Origin of the sequence: Spirabiliibacterium mucosae, assembly GCF_014884965.1 — a bacterium.
Taxonomy (GTDB): Bacteria; Pseudomonadota; Gammaproteobacteria; order Enterobacterales; family Pasteurellaceae; genus Spirabiliibacterium; species Spirabiliibacterium mucosae.
In genome coordinates this window covers 77,337-96,601 of the sequence record NZ_JABTBO010000001.1, presented here as the reverse complement: position 1 = coordinate 96,601, position 19,265 = coordinate 77,337, and the positions used below count along the sequence as shown (strand labels likewise).

The 19,265-nt window shown below is 54.1% G+C and carries 21 protein-coding genes; 18 read left to right on the top strand and 3 right to left on the bottom strand.

Features of this window, described 5'->3' with window-relative positions; translation table 11 throughout:
• Position 1 precedes the first annotated feature (1 nt).
• The 3 genes from tamB (at position 2) to HPC37_RS00515 (ending at position 4,328) form a co-directional block, all read left to right on the top strand.
• Positions 2-3,535, top strand: a complete 3,534-nt coding sequence (gene tamB / locus HPC37_RS00525; protein WP_208121299.1) for an autotransporter assembly complex protein TamB — start codon at positions 2-4, stop codon at positions 3,533-3,535.
• A 39-nt stretch (positions 3,536-3,574) separates the two neighbouring features.
• A complete protein-coding gene (locus HPC37_RS00520; RefSeq protein WP_345789987.1) occupies positions 3,575-4,036 on the top strand; it encodes a low molecular weight protein-tyrosine-phosphatase in 462 nt (153 codons plus the stop codon).
• A gap of 73 nt (positions 4,037-4,109) precedes the next feature.
• Complete coding sequence (locus HPC37_RS00515) at positions 4,110-4,328, top strand: HP1242/YdcH family protein (RefSeq protein ID WP_208120032.1); 219 nt, start codon at positions 4,110-4,112, stop codon at positions 4,326-4,328.
• A 44-nt stretch (positions 4,329-4,372) separates the two neighbouring features.
• Here the strand turns inward: HPC37_RS00515 and udp are convergent, their stop codons facing one another.
• A complete protein-coding gene (udp, locus tag HPC37_RS00510) occupies positions 4,373-5,131 on the bottom strand; it encodes a uridine phosphorylase (protein ID WP_208121297.1) in 759 nt (252 codons plus the stop codon).
• Between the two features lie 84 nt (positions 5,132-5,215).
• Positions 5,216-5,677, bottom strand: a complete 462-nt coding sequence (gene asnC / locus HPC37_RS00505; RefSeq protein WP_208121296.1) for a transcriptional regulator AsnC — start codon at positions 5,675-5,677, stop codon at positions 5,216-5,218.
• Between the two features lie 168 nt (positions 5,678-5,845).
• Here asnC and asnA point away from each other — a divergent pair, with 168 nt between their 5' ends.
• The 10 genes from asnA (at position 5,846) to HPC37_RS00455 (ending at position 13,644) form a co-directional block, all read left to right on the top strand.
• Positions 5,846-6,838, top strand: a complete 993-nt coding sequence (gene asnA / locus HPC37_RS00500; RefSeq protein ID WP_208121295.1) for an aspartate--ammonia ligase — start codon at positions 5,846-5,848, stop codon at positions 6,836-6,838.
• 101 nt (positions 6,839-6,939) lie between these two features.
• Complete coding sequence (locus HPC37_RS00495) at positions 6,940-7,374, top strand: DUF805 domain-containing protein (protein WP_208121294.1); 435 nt, start codon at positions 6,940-6,942, stop codon at positions 7,372-7,374.
• Positions 7,362-7,967 carry a hypothetical protein gene (locus HPC37_RS00490; protein WP_208121293.1) on the top strand — a complete coding sequence of 202 codons (606 nt, stop codon included), beginning with the start codon at positions 7,362-7,364 and terminating at the stop codon, positions 7,965-7,967. Before HPC37_RS00495 ends, HPC37_RS00490 begins: the two co-directional genes overlap by 13 nt.
• The gene (gene yihA / locus HPC37_RS00485) at positions 7,958-8,596 is read left to right on the top strand and encodes a ribosome biogenesis GTP-binding protein YihA/YsxC (RefSeq protein ID WP_208121292.1); all 639 of its coding nucleotides are present in this window, start codon (positions 7,958-7,960) and stop codon (positions 8,594-8,596) included. Before HPC37_RS00490 ends, yihA begins: the two co-directional genes overlap by 10 nt.
• 4 nt (positions 8,597-8,600) lie before the next feature.
• Positions 8,601-9,617 carry a YeiH family putative sulfate export transporter gene (locus tag HPC37_RS00480; RefSeq protein ID WP_208121291.1) on the top strand — a complete coding sequence of 339 codons (1,017 nt, stop codon included), beginning with the start codon at positions 8,601-8,603 and terminating at the stop codon, positions 9,615-9,617.
• Positions 9,618-9,631: 14 nt separating this feature from the next.
• Positions 9,632-10,669 carry an endolytic transglycosylase MltG gene (gene mltG / locus HPC37_RS00475; protein ID WP_208121290.1) on the top strand — a complete coding sequence of 346 codons (1,038 nt, stop codon included), beginning with the start codon at positions 9,632-9,634 and terminating at the stop codon, positions 10,667-10,669.
• The gene (gene tmk / locus HPC37_RS00470; RefSeq protein ID WP_208121289.1) at positions 10,650-11,294 is read left to right on the top strand and encodes a dTMP kinase; all 645 of its coding nucleotides are present in this window, start codon (positions 10,650-10,652) and stop codon (positions 11,292-11,294) included. Before mltG ends, tmk begins: the two co-directional genes overlap by 20 nt.
• On the top strand, positions 11,294-12,274 hold the full coding sequence (gene holB / locus HPC37_RS00465; RefSeq protein ID WP_235961218.1) for a DNA polymerase III subunit delta': 981 nt from the start codon (positions 11,294-11,296) through the stop codon (positions 12,272-12,274). The genes tmk and holB overlap by 1 nt, the downstream gene beginning before the upstream one ends.
• Entirely contained in the window at positions 12,275-13,057 is a 783-nt protein-coding gene (locus tag HPC37_RS00460) for a YchF/TatD family DNA exonuclease (RefSeq protein WP_208121287.1), read from the top strand. It begins immediately after the preceding gene.
• Positions 13,058-13,113: 56 nt separating this feature from the next.
• On the top strand, positions 13,114-13,644 hold the full coding sequence (locus tag HPC37_RS00455) for a DUF1523 family protein (RefSeq protein WP_208121286.1): 531 nt from the start codon (positions 13,114-13,116) through the stop codon (positions 13,642-13,644).
• A 42-nt stretch (positions 13,645-13,686) separates the two neighbouring features.
• On the opposite strand, the gene argE is transcribed toward HPC37_RS00455, so the two are convergent.
• Positions 13,687-14,829, bottom strand: a complete 1,143-nt coding sequence (argE, locus tag HPC37_RS00450; RefSeq protein WP_208121285.1) for an acetylornithine deacetylase — start codon at positions 14,827-14,829, stop codon at positions 13,687-13,689.
• Positions 14,830-14,957: 128 nt separating this feature from the next.
• Between argE and argC the strand changes: the two genes are divergently transcribed.
• The 5 genes from argC to HPC37_RS00425 are packed head-to-tail and all read left to right on the top strand — an operon-like array spanning position 14,958 to position 19,265.
• A complete protein-coding gene (gene argC / locus HPC37_RS00445) occupies positions 14,958-15,974 on the top strand; it encodes an N-acetyl-gamma-glutamyl-phosphate reductase (protein ID WP_208121284.1) in 1,017 nt (338 codons plus the stop codon).
• A complete protein-coding gene (gene argB / locus HPC37_RS00440) occupies positions 15,959-16,735 on the top strand; it encodes an acetylglutamate kinase (RefSeq protein WP_208121283.1) in 777 nt (258 codons plus the stop codon). Before argC ends, argB begins: the two co-directional genes overlap by 16 nt.
• Positions 16,736-16,752: 17 nt before the next feature.
• Entirely contained in the window at positions 16,753-18,132 is a 1,380-nt protein-coding gene (gene argH, locus HPC37_RS00435) for an argininosuccinate lyase (protein WP_208121282.1), read from the top strand.
• The gene (locus HPC37_RS00430) at positions 18,132-18,437 is read left to right on the top strand and encodes a DUF2288 domain-containing protein (protein WP_208121281.1); all 306 of its coding nucleotides are present in this window, start codon (positions 18,132-18,134) and stop codon (positions 18,435-18,437) included. Before argH ends, HPC37_RS00430 begins: the two co-directional genes overlap by 1 nt.
• 9 nt (positions 18,438-18,446) lie before the next feature.
• Positions 18,447-19,265, top strand: a complete 819-nt coding sequence (locus HPC37_RS00425) for a Cof-type HAD-IIB family hydrolase (RefSeq protein WP_208121280.1) — start codon at positions 18,447-18,449, stop codon at positions 19,263-19,265.

Genomic DNA, 19,265 nt, shown 5'->3' with positions numbered 1-19,265 from the left:
GATGAAAAAAATCGACCTGCCGTTGGCCATTGAGGTTAAGCACGTGCAGCTGCAAGATGTTACCACCCAAATCGACAACACTCACGCGCAGCTGGGCGATTTTGAAACCGCACTTACACTGAATAACGACACAGGCTTGACCATTGCGCCAACGCGCATTGACGGCGTGAATGTGGTGATGGCACAACCAGAACAAGAAGCGCAAAACGACATGGCCAAAGCGGTGCTTGACGATCAAGTGGTGGACACCGCCCGCGCGGTGGAGGAAGTAGGCCAGCCAACCCCAGTCAACAACCAAGGTGCGGTTGAGCGCGTGGATTGGGCGGCGCTGCGTGAGAAGTTGCGCGAGCCGCTGTTGGGCTCGCTCAAAGATGTGGTGCTGCCGTTTGCCATGCACCTTGAGGGGATTGAAGCGCAAAACTGGCGCTACCAGCAGCCAAGCGCGGAGGGCGAGCCATTTGAGGTGATAATTGACAACCTCAAACTCAAAGGCCAAGCCGATGAGAGCAAAATCGCCTTAGAGCAGGTGCTGCTTGAGAGCAATTTGGGCAACCTCAACGGCCAAGGTGAGGCCACGTTAAGCGGTGATTATCCGCTTGATTTCCACCTCAACGGTGAGATTTTTGACTTCAACCACCAAGGCGAGCTGTTGCTCGAGCAAAGCCAAATTGACCTCAAACTCAGTGGCGCGCTGGCGCAAACCACCGCACTTTCCCTTGCCGTGCAAGGCGGGGTGAACGCGCAAGTGCAGGGCGACATTCAACTCAGCGAGGCGAAAAATCCGTTTAATCTCAGCCTCACCTCACCGCACTTTCACTACCCATTGGTGCTTACCAAAAACGAACGTGCCGTGATCGCCGCCGACAAGCTGGATTTGCGCGTTAATGGGGATTTGCTCAATTATCACATCGCGCTGGACAGCGCACTGAGCGGGCAATCTCTCCCGCCGCTGCACGCCAAGTTAGACGCCGACGGCGAGCTCACCGCGCTGACCATTCATGGGCTAACCGTGGATGCCTTAAAAGGCCAAAGCCAGCTGCAAGGCCAGCTTGATTGGGCGCAGGGCGTGCGTTGGGAGACCGCACTTTCACTTAATAACATCAACACGAGCGAGTTTGCTAAAGAGTGGGCGGCGGTGCTCAACGGTGGGCTGAAAAGCCAAGGCGTGGTGGACGGCGACACTTGGCAGGCGCAGCTTAGCGAGCTTGACGTGCAAGGCAAGCTCAACGGCCAAAACTTGAGCCTGCGCGGCAATGCGCAAAGCAGCGACAAGCGCCTGCTCAACGCCGATGATCTCACCTTGCTTTATGGCAAAAACACCATCCGCGTGAACGGTTATCTTGATGACCACAGCGACCTGCGGGTGGACATCAATGCGCCGAATTTAACTGGCCTTGTGCCGGGCTTGAGTGCCAGCATGCAGGGCAATGTGTTGTTGCAAGGCGATATCAAAAAGCCTTACGCGGTGCTTGATCTCACCAGCACCAAGCTGGATTTTAACGACTTGCACCTGCGCAACCTCTCGGCGAAAGGCAAAGTGAATGTGAATGAGCAAATTGAAGGCGGGTTGTATATCGACCTGGCGTCATTGCAGATGAACGACATTGCGCTCAAGCAGGCCAAAATCATCGCCGACGGCAGCGAGAAAAATCACAAGCTCAACATTCGCACCCAAGGCGAGCCGGTTTCAGGCACCTTTAATGTGTACGGCAGCTTTGACCGCGCCAAACAAACCTGGGCTGGCACACTGGCGAAAATTCAGCTTGCCTCGCCGGTGGGCAATTGGAAAAATAATCAAAATATCAAACTTGATGTAAACCTCGCTCAAAGTGAGGCGACGGTGGCGGCCCACTGCTGGTTGAACAACCAAGCGCAAATCTGCTTCCCGAAAGCGTTCACCGCCGGCAAAGAGGGCAATGTGCCATTTGCGCTCAAGCAGGTGAATTTGGCCATGCTCAAGCCGTTTTTGGATGAAAAGACCGAACTCACAGGCGTGCTCAGCGGCAGCGGGCAGGCGGCGTGGTTTGCCAACAAACCGTTTGCACTGGATGTGAATATCACCAGCCCTAACATTGCCTTTAAGCAAAAAATTGACTACCGCACGTTTCAAATCGCGCTGGGCAACATCAACGTGACCAGCTCGATTAAAGATAATAACCTGAGCCTGAAAAGTGCCCTTGAGGTCAACAAGCAAGGCAAGCTCAGCACTGACATCACCATCACCGACTTGCCAAAAGGCCGCCAGCTTAGCGGCAACGTGGTGCTCAACGCGCTCCATCTCGGCCCGCTGGTCAACCCACTGCTGGCCAAAGGTGAGCAGTTTAAAGGGGTGGCGAATAGCAATTTAAAACTCGGCGGCAGTTTGCAAGCGCCGCTGCTCAACGGGCAGTTCAACCTCACAGGCTTGGCGCTGAAAATGTTCACAAGCCCCGTTCAGGTCAGCGATGGCCAGCTGAATTTGGCCTTCAACGGCACCTCATCAACACTGCAAGGCGTGTTGAAAACGCCTGATAGCCAGCTCAACTTAAGCGGCGATGCTTCATGGAAAACGCTCGATCAATGGCAGGCGCACCTAAACGCCAACGCCAATCGCTTTAAGGTGACGATCCCGAAAATGGCGCGCCTGGAGGCCAGCCCCAATATTGATGTAGAGGCCGGCCCGAAATTGGTGAAAGTGACTGGCACGGTGGATGTGCCGTGGGCGCGGATCAAAATCGAAGAGCTGCCTGAAAGTGCGGTTGGCATCAGCAGCGACATGGTGATTGTGGATGCCAAAAACAAAGCCAGCGTGCGCAAAGTGGTGGCGCGTAAAGACGGCATGGTGTTCGCCTCTGATGTTAAAGTCAACATCGGCGATGATGTCTTTTTAGACGCCTATGGCCTTAAAGCCAACCTCGTCGGCACGCTTGATGTGCGCCAAGAGAAAAACTTAGGGCTCTACGGCCAAGTGGATATCAAAAACGGGCGCTATAACTCCTACGGGCAAGATTTGCTGATCCGCCGCGGGCAAATCAGCTTCTCAGGCTTAGCCTCACAGCCGTTTTTAAATATTGAGGCGATTCGCAACCCAGAGGCGATGGAAAACAGCAAAATTGTCGCGGGGCTGAAAGTCACGGGCATTGCCGATCAGCCCGACGTGCAAGTGTTCTCCGAGCCTGCAATGTCGCAAGATGAGGCGCTGTCTTATCTCTTAACGGGCCGCGGGCTGGATAACAGCGGTGATGCCGCATCAGGGGCGTCGATTGGCGCGGCGATGCTCGGCCTTGGGCTGTCGAAAGGCGGCAAAGTGGTCGGCGGCATTGGCGAGGCCTTTGGCATTAGCGATCTCTCGCTCGACACCGCTGGCATTGGCGATAATTCGCAAGTGGTGGTCAGCGGCAACATCACTCCACGGCTGCAAGTGAAATACGGCGTGGGACTGTTCCAACCGATTGCTGAGCTGACGCTGCGCTACAAAATCATCCCGCAGCTGTATTTGCAGTCTGTCTCTGGCGTCAACCAAGCGGTGGATTTGTTGTATCAATTTGAGTTTTAACCCAAAGTGCGGTCAGCCAAACCGCACTTTGCTTGTGAGGTGATGATGAACGTTTTATTTATCTGTTTAGGCAACATTTGTCGCTCGCCGATGGCGGAGTACATCTTGCGCGACAAGCTCTCACGCGCTGGCCTTGATGATGTCCGCGTTGACAGCGCAGGCACGGCCGGCTATCACGACGGTGAGGATATGCACCGTTCCACCGCGGCCAAACTGCGCGAGCATAACATCGCGCCAACGGGCTTTGTCAGCCGCAAAATCACCAAAAGTGATATTCAAAACTTTGATTATTTGATTGTGATGGATGCGCAAAACCTGCGCGATGCCGAGCGCCTGTTCGGCAAACACGACAAGCTTTTTAACATCACCGATTTGGTGCCCGATCTCGGCTATGATCACATCCCTGACCCGTGGTATACAGGGGATTTTGAGCAGACTTATCGCTTGCTCGAGCGCTGTTGTGAGGCGCTGCTCACAAAAATTAAGCGTGAGCGGATTTAAGGTTGTTTCTTGTGGATAGTTGCTTTAGTATAAGGCTATGAGCGTGACTTTCTACAATTGATAAGGAGAAATTATGTTTCCAGAACATCGCGATTTAATTCAAAAATTACGTCAAGAAGATGCCCATTTCGCCCGCTTGTTTGAAGAGCACAATGAGTTGGATCATAAAATCAAAGCGATTGAAAGCAACATTGAAATCGGCACCCCTGAAGAGGTGGAAACGCTGAAAAAAGAAAAACTGCTGTTGAAAGACAAACTCTACGCCATCATCAAAGAGGCGGACGGCAAATAGACACAATAAAACCTGCCCTTGGGCAGGTTTTTTTACGCCGATCGTTACTCGGCCAGTTCGCCGGCGGCTTTCACCACAATTTGAATGGCGGTTTCTTCCGCTTGTTTCATGGTGTGCTCGTTCGGGATTTCTTGCTGGGTGCGGTTCACAATCGCCGCGGCCACCATGCCTGCGCGCAAGCCAAGGGCTGAACACATGGTGAACAAGGTGGCAGATTCCATTTCAAAGTTCATCACATTGAGTGATTGCCACTCTTTCAGCGAGCCACGGAAACGGCGGCACACTTTGCCAGTGTAGGTGTCGTAGCGCTCTTGGCCTGGGTAGAAGGTATCAGATGAGGCGGTGATACCAATGTAGGTTTGCTGGCCGCTGGCTTGTGCCGCGTTGTAAAGTGCGGTGGTGCAGGTAAAATCGGCCACGGCTGGGTATTCGAGCGGTGCAAAGTGCTGGCTGGCGCCGTCTAAGCGTACCGCACCCGTAGTGACTAAAATATCGCCAACGTTAATGTGTGGCTGAATGGCGCCAGTGGTGCCGATGCGCAAAAAGGTGCGCACGCCTAATTGTGCCAACTCTTCCACCGCGATGGACACTGACGGGCCGCCGATGCCAGTGGAGCAAACCACCACAGGGTGATTGTTGACATAGCCGAGCCACGAGGTGTATTCGCGGGTGGAGGCTAAAAAGGTTGGGTTGTCCATTTTTTGCGCGATGCGCTCAACGCGCGCTGGGTCGCCTGGCACAATCGCCACTTTCGCGCCTTGCAAGTCAGCTTTGGTTAAGCCTAAGTGAAAAACATCTGCCATAATCAAATCCTCTTATTATTGTTGTTAAAAATCAGGCCAGTTTATCGCAAAGTGCGGTCAAAAACTTAGAGCTGGCTCAAATTTTTACGGTTTGATGTCGCGCAAAATCGGGTTTTGCATTGAAATGAGCGTTTCGGTTGACTGAATTTCATCAATCAGCTGAATTTTGCTCGCCAGTACATGGTGGAGCTCTTCAATAGTGTGGGTCATCACCTTGATAAAAATCGAATAGTTGCCCGTGGTGTAATAGGCCTCAACCACCTCATCAAAGCTCTCGAGCTTTTTGATCACGGTGTCGTAGTCTTTCGCGCTTTTGAGAATAATCCCGATAAAGCAGCACACATCATAACCGAGCTTGCGCTCGTTCAACCGCACTTTGGTGCCCTCAATCACGCCAGATTGGCGCATTTTTTCCACCCGCACATGAATGGTGCCTGGGCTGACGCCAAATTGCTTGGCCATTTCAGCATAGGGCGTGCGCGCATCTTGGGTTAACACTCGCAAAATTTGTTGATCGAGTGCATCAATTTGACCGAATGATTGCATTTTTTGCTCCGTTATTGATTTTTATTCAAAAATTACACCATTATTTTATATGATTTCTATATAATAGCAAAAAACTTTAAAAAGTCTTGGTGAAATTGCTTTTTGTATTGAATAAGGCTAAAAAAATTAGATAATAACCGCAGTTTTAACCCAATGAGTAAAAATAATATGAAAAAATCATTTATCTTACAACAACAAGAAATCAGTTTTGTGAAGGACACCTTTGCACGCAAATTGCGTGAACATTTAGGCATTGTTGAAGTGACAGGCCCGCTGTTGAGCCAAGTGGGTAATGGTATGCAAGATAACTTATCGGGCGTGGAAAACGCCGTGCAGGTGAAAATCCGCCAAATTCATGGCTTGCGCTTTGAAGTGGTGCACTCACTGGCGAAATGGAAACGCCACACCCTCGCGCGCTTTGACTTCCAACCTGGCGAAGGGCTTTATGTCAACATGATTGCGCTGCGCCCGGATGAAACCAGCCTTGACCGCACTCACTCGGTGTTTGTCGACCAATGGGACTGGGAAAAAGTGATCCCACAAGGCCGCCGCAACCTCGATTATTTGAAAGAAACCGTGCGCGAGATTTATGCCGCAATGCGTGAAACCGCACTTTTAGTGGAAGAAAAATACGGCACTAAGAGTTTTTTGCCTGAAGAGATCACCTTTGTCCACAGTGAAGAGTTGGTCAAACGCTTCCCGAACATGAACGACAAAGAGCGTGAAAGCGCGATTTGTAAAGAGCACGGCGCGGTGTTTTTGATCGGCATCGGTGGTGCGCTCTCAGACGGCAAGCCGCATGATTTGCGCGCACCTGACTACGATGACTGGACAACCCCAAGCGAAGGCGAATACAAAGGCCTCAACGGCGACATTTTGGTCTGGAACCCAGTGATGCAATCGGCCTTTGAGATTTCTTCTATGGGTATCCGCGTGGATGAAACCGCGCTGCGCAAACAGCTGGCGATTAGCGGCACGGAAGACCGCCTTGAGCTGCCATGGCACCAAGATTTGGTTAACGGCAAACTGCCATTGTCTATCGGCGGTGGCATCGGCCAATCACGCATGGCGATGTTGTTGTTGCAAAAAGAGCACATCGGCCAAGTGCAAGCGAGCGTGTGGCCAAAACAGGTCACCGACGAGTTTGAAGATATTTTATAACCTGCCAATCGCACTTTGCCCCTCAAAGTGCGGTTTTTTGCTTTCTCGCTGACAAATCCTGCGCCTTGCTTTATGATAGCTCTCATTTAAGGGAGATTATTATGACACTCTGGCAGTTATTGTTTTCATTTCGCGGGCGGCTTAATCGCACCGGCTTTTGGCAAGGCGTGGGCATTTGCGCGCTGGCGCTGTTATTAATCGCCAATGTTTTGCCGCTACCAGCGCTGTTTGCGCAAACCCACACCGCACTTTTAGCCTCCTTGATGCTTGCCCTCATTATCTATTGCTTGTGCGCCGTGGTGGTCAAACGCTTGCACGATCGCAACCGCTCGGGCTGGGCGGTGTTGATGCTGGCTTTGCCGATTTTAGGCTACGTGTTATCACAACACAGCCAAGGCGCGATGGCGTGGGCATTGGGGCGCTTTTTCCCGCTGTTTTTCGTGATGTTATTTGTGCTTGATTGGGGCGTGTTTTTAGGCAAAACTGAACCCAACCGCTTTGGCTCGCGCGGAGTGTCATTGAAATGGAAAGACTAATTCGCCACGCCCTCACGCCATTGCTGGCGCTATGCTTAACCGGCTGCATTGCCACTGGCGAGCGCAAGCTGGCATTTGTAGGCGTGCAAGGCCAACCGCAGGTGGTGGCATTCAGCGGTGAAAAGCCGGCCATTTCCGCGCATATCCAGGGTCAAACACTCGCGCTGCAACAGCTCGGCGGGCACCAAATTTTGCTGGCTATCAATCACCACGATGCAATGCAAAGTGCGGTCAAACCGCGTGACGTGAACTCGCTGACGCTCTATGAAATTGCGCCCGCGGGCTTTATCGAGGTGTTTGAGCTCAGCCAGCCGCGCCTTTGTCAGGCCTATTTGGCGCACAGATCCGTTGCGGTGGCGCACGCGCTGAGTTTTGGCATTCGTGAACTCAATGCCGTCGGCCAGCGACCGCACTTTTGGGGGCAATGGCCGCTAAAAGATGATAAACTAGGCAGTTTAAGCCACGCCAAACTCACCCGCGAGCAGCTCTCGCAAGAGGAAACCGCGCGCCTTGTTGCCGGCAGCGCACGCAAACTGGCGTCTTTTTTAACCTATATTTGCCAAACAGGCACAAGTGAGCAGCCATGGAATTAAATTATCACAAAACCCATTTTTTAATGAGTGCGCCGGATATCCGCCACCTGCCCGACGACAGCGGGATTGAAATTGCCTTTGCCGGGCGCTCGAATGCGGGCAAATCCACCGCGCTGAATGTGCTGACCAATCAAAAAAACCTCGCGCGCACCTCCAAAACGCCAGGGCGCACCCAGCTTATCAACCTGTTTGAGGTGGAATCAGGCTGCAAAATTGTCGACCTGCCAGGCTATGGCTATGCCGCTGTGCCCGAGAAAATGAAATTGCAATGGCAGCAAGCGCTGGGCGAATATTTGCAAAAGCGCGAATGCCTTGGCGGCGTGGTGATTTTGATGGACATCCGCCACCCGCTCAAAGATTTAGACCAACAAATGCTGCAATGGGCCGTGGGGGCGGATTTGCCCGTGTTGTTGCTGCTGACCAAAGCGGACAAAGTCGGGCAAAAAGAGCGCAGTAAGCAAATCAAAATGGTGCGCGAGGCGATTTTGCCCTTCCAAGGCGATGTGCAGGTGGAGGCGTTTTCCAGCTTGAAAAAGCTCGGCGTTAATGCGCTTTCCGCCAAGCTCAATCAGTGGTTTGCCCCGCAATTGGCCGCACAAGATCAAAGTGCGGTTGCAGATAACGGATAACAATATGCTAAACAAAACAATCGATTACCTGCCAGGGCTGATTTTAGCCGGCCTTATCACCGCCTTGGCCTACTGGCTCAACGCCAACCACATCGGCGCGAGCATCGGCATGAGCGCGCTGACCTTTGCGATTTTGCTCGGCATGGTGGTGGGCAACACTGTCTACGGCCGTGTGGCCAACACCTGCCATAGCGGCATCACCTTTGCCAAAGGCATTTTGCTGCGCGCAGGCATCGTGCTTTATGGCTTTCGCATCACGTTTCAGCAAATCGACGCGGTGGGGCTCAATGCCATCGCCAGCGACGCGATTATGCTCATTAGCACCTTTTTCTTAACTTTTTATCTCGGCTACAAATGGCTGAAAATCGACAAGCAAATTGTTTATTTAAGCGCGGCTGGCTGCAGCATTTGTGGTGCGGCGGCGGTGATGGCCAGCGAGCCGGTGGTGCGCGGTGAATCCCACAAAGTGGCGGTGGCGATTGCCATTGTGGTGATTTTTGGCACCATTGCAATGTTTGTTTACCCGATTTTGTACCCACACATGGTGGCCTATCTCAGCGATCACCAATTTGGGATTTATATCGGCTCAAGCGTGCACGAGGTGGCGCAAGTCTACGCCGCTGGCGGCAACATCAACCCGCAGGTGGCCGACAACGCGGTGATCACCAAAATGATCCGCGTGATGATGCTAGCCCCGTTCTTGCTGGTGCTCTCTTACGCGTTGGCGAAAGAAAGTGCGGTTGGCGGCAAGCGCAAAATCAACATCCCGTGGTTTGCGGTGTTTTTTATTTTAGTCGCGGTGCTCAACTCCTACCCAATCGTGCCGGCGCCTGTCGTTCACTTTTTGGTGGAATTAGACGGCATTTTATTGATGATGGCGATGGCAGCCCTTGGCGTGACTACCCACATCGGTGCCATCAAACAAGCGGGCGCCAAGCCGTTGGTGCTCGGTTTTTTGGTGTTTATTTGGCTGGTGGTTGGCGGCTTTGCGGTCAACCTGGCGATGCAGCAACTGTTTTAACCTAAGGGGGCGCGATGAAAAAATGGACCGCACTTTTCACGCTCGTGCTTCTCGCCGCTGCTGGCGTGGGCGTGTGGGGCTATCATCAAGTCACCACCTTGGCGAAAAGCCCTATTCACGCTAAGCCTGACCAATTGCTGACGATTGAAAAAGGCACCACGGGCAAAAAGCTCGGCGAATTTTTACACGCTCAAGGGCTGATGGAGTGCAGCGCGTTTTTCCCGTTGCTGTTAAAGCTCAAGCCTGAACTGGCGGCGGTGAAAGCGGGCACGTATTCATTGCAAGGGGTGAATAACCTAAGCGAGCTGCTCACGAGACTGGCCAGCGGCAAAGAGGCACAATTTGCCTACCGCGTGGGCGAGGGCGATACCGCCAAGCAAGTGCTCGCTGCCTTGGCAAGTGCCGCGCATTTAAGCCAAGATCAACGCGAGAGTGAAACCGCACTTTATCACGCACTCGGCCTGCCAGCCGAAAGCCCTGCCAAACTTGAGGGCTGGCTGTATCCTGATACGTATTACTACACCGCGGGCTCAAGTGCGGTGGCGCTGCTTAAACGCGCCAGTGACAAAATGCAAAGTGCGCTCACACAAGCATGGGCGGGGCGTGACAAAGACCTGCCGCTGAAATCGCCCTATGAAATGTTAATTCTCGCCTCGATTGTGGAAAAAGAAACCGCACTGGATGACGAGCGCGGGCAGGTGGCGGCGGTGTTTATCAATCGCCTGCGCAAAAATATGCGCCTGCAAACTGACCCAACGGTAATTTACGGCATGGGCGAGCGCTATCAAGGCAATATCCGCCGCGCTGATCTCAACGAGGTAACGGCCTATAACACCTACCAAATCGATGGCCTGCCGCCCACGCCAATTGCGATGCCAAGCGTGGCCTCCCTAGAGGCGGTGGCGCACCCGGCGCAAAGCAACGCGCTCTATTTTGTTGCCAACGGCCAAGGCGGGCACACCTTTAGCAACACCTTGGGTGAACACAACCGTGCGGTGGCGCACTATTTACAGCAATTACGGAAGCAAAAACATGACAACGCCACAAGGTAAATTTATCGTGCTCGAGGGCTTGGAAGGCGCGGGCAAAACCACCGCGCGCGAGGCAGTGGTGCAGGCTTTGCACAGCCTAGGCGTGCAGGATATCGTCTTCACCCGTGAGCCAGGCGGCACGCCACTGGCGGAAAAACTGCGCGAGTTGATTAAACACGGCGTGGACGGTGAAGAGGTGTGCGACAAAGCCGAATTATTAATGCTTTACGCCGCGCGTATCCAGCTGGTGGACAACGTGATTAAGCCAGCGCTCGCGCGTGGCCAATGGGTGCTCGGCGACCGTCACGATCTCTCCTCGCAAGCTTATCAAGGCGGCGGGCGCGGGCTTGACCGCACTTTGCTTGCCACCTTGCGCAACGCCGTGCTGGGGGATTTCACGCCCGATTTAACGCTGTATCTCGACATTGACCCTGCCCAAGGCTTGGCGCGTGCGCGTTCACGCGGCGCGTTGGATCGCATTGAGCGGGCGCAGTTGAGCTTTTTTGAACGCACCCGCGCGCGCTATTTAGAACTGGTTGCCCGTGACCCCAACGCGAGGGTGATTAACGCAGGGCAGGCGCTCGAGCAGGTGACAGCCGACGTGCAAAGTGCGGTTCGCGCGTGGTATGCCAAGGTGGTGGCGTGATGTACCCGTGGCTTGAGGCAACCTTTGCCGCCCTTGACCGCACTTTTGCCCAAGGTCATGGCCACCACGCGTTATTGCTCAAAGCCCAAACGGGCCTTGGCGTCGAGCAGCTGCTCGCGCGCGTGGCGCAAGGCATTTTATGCCGCCCCGCGCCGGGCCTTGAGGCGTGTGGCCAGTGCCATGATTGCCAGTTAGCACTCACTCACAACCACCCCGATTTGCATTTGCTCAGCGCCGAGGCGGGCAAAACCGTCAGTGTCGAGCAAGTGCGTGAGGTGATCGCGCAGTTACAAAACCACGCCCAGCAAGACGGTAACAAAGTGGTGCTTATCCCGCAGGCGGAAAAGCTCACCGAGGCGGCGGCCAATGCGCTGTTAAAAACGCTAGAAGAGCCGAGTGATAACACCTACTTTTTGCTCGGCGTAGACGCCAGCCAGCCGCTGATGGCCACCATTCACAGCCGTTGTCAGGCTTGGACACTTGCCACCCCCGCGCGCGATGTGGGGCTGGCGTGGCTGACGGCTCAAGGTGTGGCGCCAAGCGTGGCCGAGGTGGCGCTCAATCTCAGTGCGTTGCGCCCAATCAAGGCCAAAGCGATGATTGAAGCCGAGCAGCTGGCCACGCGCAAGCCATTTTTGCGCGCTTTTTGGGCGTTTATCCAAACTCGCGATGTCAGCGCCTTTTCAGCACACTTTGCGCTCAATGACAACAGCGTGCTCGACGCGCAACTGGCATGGCTGGAAAGTGTTTTCAGTGATTGCATCAAGTGCGCGCTGGGCATTGAGCAGGGCTGGGTGAACAGCGATTTAACCCCTGGCATCAAGCGCTTGGTGGCGCAATATTCAACGCAACAGTTTATCACCGCGCACGATTATGCCGCCACGCTGCGGCGCGATTTGCGCGACATCACCTCGGCTAACGCAGCATTGTTGGTGCTGGATTTTTTAACCAAATTAATTACCGATGTATTTGAGGTTTAAGTGTTTATTGTAGATTCCCACTGTCATCTCGACAGTCTTGATTATGAAAATGTGCATCACAACATCGACGACGTGCTCGACAAAGCGCGCGCGCGTGATGTGCGCCATGTACTTTCCATCGGCACCACATTAGGCGGCTTTGAGGCGATTTATCCGCAACTGGCTAAGCGTGATAATGTGTCACTCTCCTGCGGGCTGCACCCGCTTAACATTGAGGACGAGCCGTTTGATCGCGAGCGCTTGTTGAAACTCGCCTGCGACCCCAAAGTGGTGGCGATTGGCGAGTGCGGGCTGGATTATCATTACAGCATTGAAAATAAAATGGAGCAGCAGCGCATTTTTGCCGAGCAAGTGGCGGTGGCGAACGAGCTGCACAAGCCGCTGATTATCCACACCCGCGAGGCGCGTGAAGACACCATGGCGATTTTGCACGAAGGCCAAGCGCAAAAGTGCGGTGGCGTGCTGCATTGCTTTACTGAAAATCAATGGATGGCCGACCAAGCGCTTGATATTGGCTTTTACATCTCCGTTTCGGGCATCATCACCTTTCGCAACGCGCAAGACATTCGCGATGTGATTGAAACCGTGCCCCTTGAGCGATTGCTGGTGGAAACGGATTCGCCTTATCTCGCGCCCGTGCCGTATCGCGGCAAGCAAAATCAGCCAGCCTATGTGCGTGAGGTGTGTGAGTATGTTGCCACGCTGAAAGGCGTGAGCGCTGAGCAATTGGCGGAAATCACCACCGAGAATTTTGAGCGTTTGTTTGGCTGCAAAGTGCGTTAGTTTTTCGCCCACTTGTGATAAACTAATTCAATAGCATTGTCACCAAGGAGTTATGAATGCGTCGTTTTATTTCACTGTTTTTTATTTTAGTCACCTTGATTATTCACGGGGTGCTGTTTGCAGGCGTGCACTATTTCTTCCCGCATTATCAAGTGGCGAACGTCTCCGGCGTTGAGGTTAAACGCGTCGACAAAGACGGCCCGATCACCAAAGCCAACCCGGCCGACGGCCCAACCCGTGATGTCTATTATGTTTACACCCAAAAACCGGGCACCGATAAAGTGATGGTCTATCGCAACGAAGACACCCGCTGGGGCTTCCCGTTTTATTTCAAATTCAACTCAGCCGACTTGCAAGCCAAGGCTTCCGCCTTTGCCGCCGAGAAAAAACTGGTACAAATCAAATACTACGGCTGGCGGATTGTGATGTTTGACGAATTCCGCAACATGGTGTCTATCAAAGCTGTTGAGCCAGGCACCGAGCCAGGCTGGCCGATTGCCAGCTACGTGGCGTATTTCTTCTTATTGCTGACACTGTTTTTATCGATTCAATTTATCCGCGGCTGGTTTGTCAGCGAGCGGCGCTAAGCGATAAAAACAAAAGTGCGGTCAACTCAGACCGCACTTTTTTTATGCGCAAAAATGGTGGATTAATTTCGCCAGCAGCTCGCGGGTGGGTTCGATAAATTTGGCGTCTAAAAATTCATCGGGCTGGTGGGCTTGTTCGATGGAGCCTGGGCCGAGCACCAGCGTTGGGCAGAGTTCTTGAATGAAGGGTGCTTCAGTGCAGTAGTTGACGGTGTCGGCCTTTTCGCCGATCAGTTTTTCCACTACCTGCACCACCTGCGCACTGTGCTCGCACTCATAGCCTGGGATGGGATCATAAAGTGCGGTCAGCTGCACGCGATCGCCCCAACGTTCCATCAGTGGCGCTAGGGCTTGCTGCATCATCTCGTTTAAATCTTCCAATTTCAAATTTGGCAGCGGGCGGATGTCAAACTGCAGCTCGCAGCAGGCGCAAATGCGGTTGAGCGCATCGCCGCCATGAATGTTGGCCAAATTCATGGTCGGATAAGGGATGGCAAAGCCGTCGTGGTGAAAGTGCGTTTTCAAATGGTTACGCAGGTCAATCAGCTTGGCGGTGGCCTCGTGCATAATCTCAAGGGCGTTGACGCCGCCATCGGGGTTGCTCGAGTGGCCCGATTTGCCTGTTACGCGAACGGCACTGCCGATGTAGCCTTTGTGGGCGCGGATGGGCTTGAGCGAGGACGGCTCACCGATAATCGCGCAATCGGGGCGAATGTGGGCGTGCTTGGCAAAGGTGCGCGCGCCGAGCATGGTGGTTTCTTCATCGGCGGTGGCAAGAATGCGCAGCGGCTTGCTCAGCTTGGTTAAATCCATGTTCGCCAAGGTGTCGACAATAAAGGCGAAAAAGCCCTTCATGTCCGCCGTGCCGAGGCCGTAGAATTTGCCGTCTTTTTCCGTTAAGGTGAACGGGTCAGAGTGCCAGCGGCCTTCATCAAACGGCACGGTGTCGCTGTGGCCAGCGAGCAGCAAGCCGCCTTCGCCCTCACCGAGGGTGGCGAGCAAGTTGAATTTGTTGCGCGAGTGGGCAATGGGCAACACCTCGCAGCGAAAGCCTAGGCTTTCCAGCCAGCTGGCGAGGGTGTCAATCAGCGCGCGGTTGCTGTTGTCTTCGCCTTCGACCAGGCTGGAGACGGTGTTGTGGGCAATCAAAGTGCGGTAAAGCGCAAGAAACGGCGGCAGTGGCATAACTTCTCCTTTCAATTAACGCCACCAACATACTCAATTTTCGCACTACTCGCAATAAAATTTCGGTGAGTGTGGCAATATCAGCAAAATTGGTTACAATACTGAAAATCAACCAAAAAGGGGGCTGGATGCTCAACGCTGTGATTATCGGCGCAAGCGGCTACACGGGGGCAGAGCTTGCGCGCATTTTGATGTTACACCCACAATTTCGCTTAACCGCACTTTATGTCTCACACCAAAGTGCGGATGCCAACAAAGCACTCAGCGCGCTTTATCCGCAGCTGTGCGGCTGTGTTGATTTGCCACTGTTGCCGCTTGACGACATCGCGGCCATCGCCGAAAGTGCGGATGCGGTGTTTTTGGCCACCGCCCATGAGGTCAGCCACGATCTCGCACCGCACTTTTATGCCAAAGGCTGCCAAGTGTTTGACCTCTCCGGCGCGTTTAGGGTCAATGATCGCGACTTTTACCCGCAATTTTATGGCTTTTCGCACCAACATCCCGATTTATTGCAAAGTGCGGTCTACGGCCTGCCAGAGTGGACGGCCGAGCAGATTTCACGCACCAATTTGGTCGCGGTGGCCGGCTGCTACCCAACAGTGTCGCAATTGAGCCTTAAGCCATTAATTGAAGCGAATTTGCTTGACGACACCGCGCTGCCCGTGATCAACGCGGTGAGCGGCGTGAGTGGCGCAGGGCGCAAGGCGAGTTTGACCAACAGCTTTTGCGAGGTGAGCTTGCAGCCTTATGGCGTGTTCACCCATCGCCACCAGCCTGAAATTGCCAGCCACTTGGGGCGCGAGGTGATTTTTACACCGCACTTGGGCAATTTCAAACGCGGCATTTTAGCCACCATCACCGCCAAATTAGCGAGTGGCGTGAGTGAGGCGGACGTGCAACGCGCGTTTGAGCAAGCCTATGCCAACGCGCCACTGGTGCGGTTATGCACCGCGCTGCCGGCGGTGGCGCAAGTGCAGCATACACCGTTTTGCGACATTGGCTTTCGTGTGCACAATGGGCATGTGATCGTTGTCGGGGCGGAAGATAACCTGCTTAAAGGCGCGGCGGCGCAAGCGGTACAGTGTGCGAATATTCGCAATCAATTTGAACAAACACAAGGATTGCTCCCATGCAACCAGTCGTAGTGAAAGTCGGCGGCGCGCTGCTGGATAACCAGCAGGCGATGAGCAATTTGCTGAGGGCACTTTCTCAATTTCGTCAGCACGCCCGCCGCGAGGTGGTGATTGTCCACGGCGGTGGCGTGGTGGTGGACAATTTAATGGCGCAGCTCAATTTGCCCGTGCGCAAAAAGGGCGGTTTGCGCATCACACCCGAGAGCCAAATCACGCCCGTGGCAGGTGCATTGGCGGGCAGCGCTAATAAAGCGCTGCTCTCACAGGCGCTCACGCATAATCTCAACGCCGTGGGGCTGTGTTTGGCCGATGGCAACATGACCCGCGCGTGGCAGTTTGACGTCGATTTAGGCCACGTGGCGCACGTTGAGCCTGGGGACGCCACCTTGCTGCGCACCTTGCTTGGCGCGGGCTTTTTGCCACTGATTAGCTCAATTGGCATTGACAACCGCGGGCGGCTGATGAACGTCAACGCCGATGAGGCGGCGGCCTGCATCGCCAAATTATTGTCCGCACAACTGGTGTTGCTCAGTGACGTGCCAGGCGTGCTTGACGGCCAAGGGCACTGCATGGCAACGCTCAACCGCGCGCAGATTGATGAGCTGATTGCGCGCCATATTATTCGCGATGGCATGGCGGTGAAAGTCAATGCCGCTTGGCAGGCGGCGTGTGATTCAGGCCAGCCGGTGACCATCGCCAGCTGGCAAGACAGCGACAAACTGACCGCACTTTTGCATGGCGATGCGGTCGGCACAACGATTACCACACATTAAAAATAGAGGATAACATTATGGCACTATGGGGCGGGCGCTTTACCCAAGCAGCGGATGCGCGATTTAAGCAATTCAACGATTCATTGCGCTTTGATTATCGGCTGGCCGAGCAAGACATTGAAGGCTCGATTGGCTGGTCGAAGGCATTGGTCAAGGTCGGTGTGCTCAGCGCGCAGGAGCAAAGCGCGCTGCAAACCGCACTTGAGCAATTGCACCAACGGGTGAGTGAAAACCCAGACATCATCTTGCAAGACGACCACGAAGACATCCACAGCTGGGTGGAGAGCCAATTGATTGAGCAGGTGGGCGATTTGGGCAAAAAATTGCACACGGGCCGCTCGCGCAACGACCAAGTAGCGCTGGATATCAAACTGTGGTGCAAGCGCCAAGTCACTGAGTTGCAAAAGGCGATCCGCGCACTGCAACGCCAACTGGTGGCCACCGCCGAGAAAACCCAAAGTGCGGTTATGCCGGGCTACACCCACCTGCAACGCGCCCAGCCGGTGACTTTCGCCCACTGGTGCTTAGCCTATTTTGAAATGCTGGAGCGTGACTACACCCGATTGCGCGATGCGTATCAGCGCATGAACACCTGCCCGCTGGGTTGCGGCGCGCTGGCTGGCACCGCCTATGCCGTTGACCGCGAGCAGCTCGCGCGCGATCTCGGCTTTGACAGCGCCACCAATAACAGCTTAGATACCGTTTCCGACCGCGATCATATTTTGGAACTGCTCTCCATTGCTAGCATCAGCCAAGTGCACCTTTCGCGCTTTGCTGAGGATTTGATTATCTTCAACAGCGGTGAGGCCAATTTTGTGGAGCTTTCCGATCGCGTCACTTCAGGTTCGTCTTTGATGCCACAAAAGAAAAACCCCGACGCCTGTGAGCTGATTCGCGGCAAAACTGGCCGCGTGGTTGGCGCGCTGACAGGTATGTTGGTGACCATGAAAGGCTTGTCGCTGGCGTATAACAAAGATATGCAAGAAGACAAAGAGGGCATTTTTGACGCGCTCGACAGCTGGCACGCTTGCCTGGATATGGCCGCACTGGTGCTGGATGATATTAAAGTCAACGTGGAAAAAACCAAAGACGCCGCGCTCAAGGGCTATTCTAATGCTACTGAAATGGCGGATTATTTGGTCGCCAAAGGCATTCCGTTTCGTGACTCGCACCACATTGTGGGTGAGGCGGTGGTCTATGCCATCAATCAAGGCAAAGCGTTGGAAGCGCTCAGCGTGGACGAGTTTCAGCAATTTAGTGATGTGATTGGTGATGATGTTTACACCGCACTTTCACTCGACTCTTGCCTGGCGCAGCGCTGCGCTAAAGGTGGCGTGGCACCTGAGCGAGTAGCCGAGGCGATTGCCGAGGCCAAAGTGCGGTCGGGGCAGGATTAATGCAAAAACACCCGCTAGACGAGCTCGATCTCAACGCGGAGATCGCCAAAATTCACTGGCACGAGCTGCAAGTTCACTTTGCCCGTGGGCGCGTGATTTATATCGCGCCAACGCTGGATTTGGTGGACGTGGCAGGCCAAATGCTGCAAGACAACAGCGCGCAGATTGCCACACTGATTGAGCAAGGGCAGATTCACGCTGTGACAAACGCGCAAGCGCAGCAGTTTTATGCTCACAATCCGCTATTGTGGGCAGTGGTGCTGCCGCCGTGGGTGCTGGTGCAAGAGATTGCCAAGCGGCAATAAGGAGAAAAAATGGGATTTAATCAACCGTTTCGCGCGTTGGCCTCAGATTTAGACGGCACGCTGCTCAACGTACACCACTACGTGGGGGACTTCACCATTGAAACCCTACAGCGCCTAGAGCGCCAAGGTGTGGACATTGTGCTCGCCACTGGGCGCAGCCAGCCGGATGTGGCAGGCATCATCAAACGCATGGGGCTTAAACGCGGCGTGATGATCACCTCAAACGGGGCGCGCATTCACGACATTAATGGCAACTCGCTTTATGCCCAGTTTTTGCCGCAAGCAGCCGCCCGCGCGCTGGTGTCGCTGCCTTATGACGCGCAAAATGTGGTGATGAACACCTACCAAAACGGCCAGTGGTTTATTAGCCAAGCGGTGCCCGAGTTTGAGTGCTATTTCAAAGACTCTGGCTACAGCTACACCGTGGTGGATTTTGCCGAGCATGATTTGTCGGCGTGCGAAAAAGTGTTTTTCATCGCCCGCGAGCCCGAGTTTTTAGAACCAATTGAGCGCCAAGCGCGTAAGCAGTTGGGCGAGAGCATCAGCGTGACCCACTCCGGTCCGCGCTGCGTGGAATTTATGCAACACGGCGTGAGCAAAGCCACCGCGCTGGCAGCATTGCTTGAGCAGCGTGATTATACCTTATCCGATTGCATCAGCTTTGGTGATGGGCTAAATGATCTTGCCATGCTGCAAGAGGTCGGCCGCGGCTGCGTGATGGGCAACGCTGACCCACGGCTGAAAGCGCAAGCCGGTGGGCTTGAGGTGATTGGCACCAACGCCAACGAGTCGGTGGCGGCCTACCTGCGCGCCTTGTTTGGCGTGTGA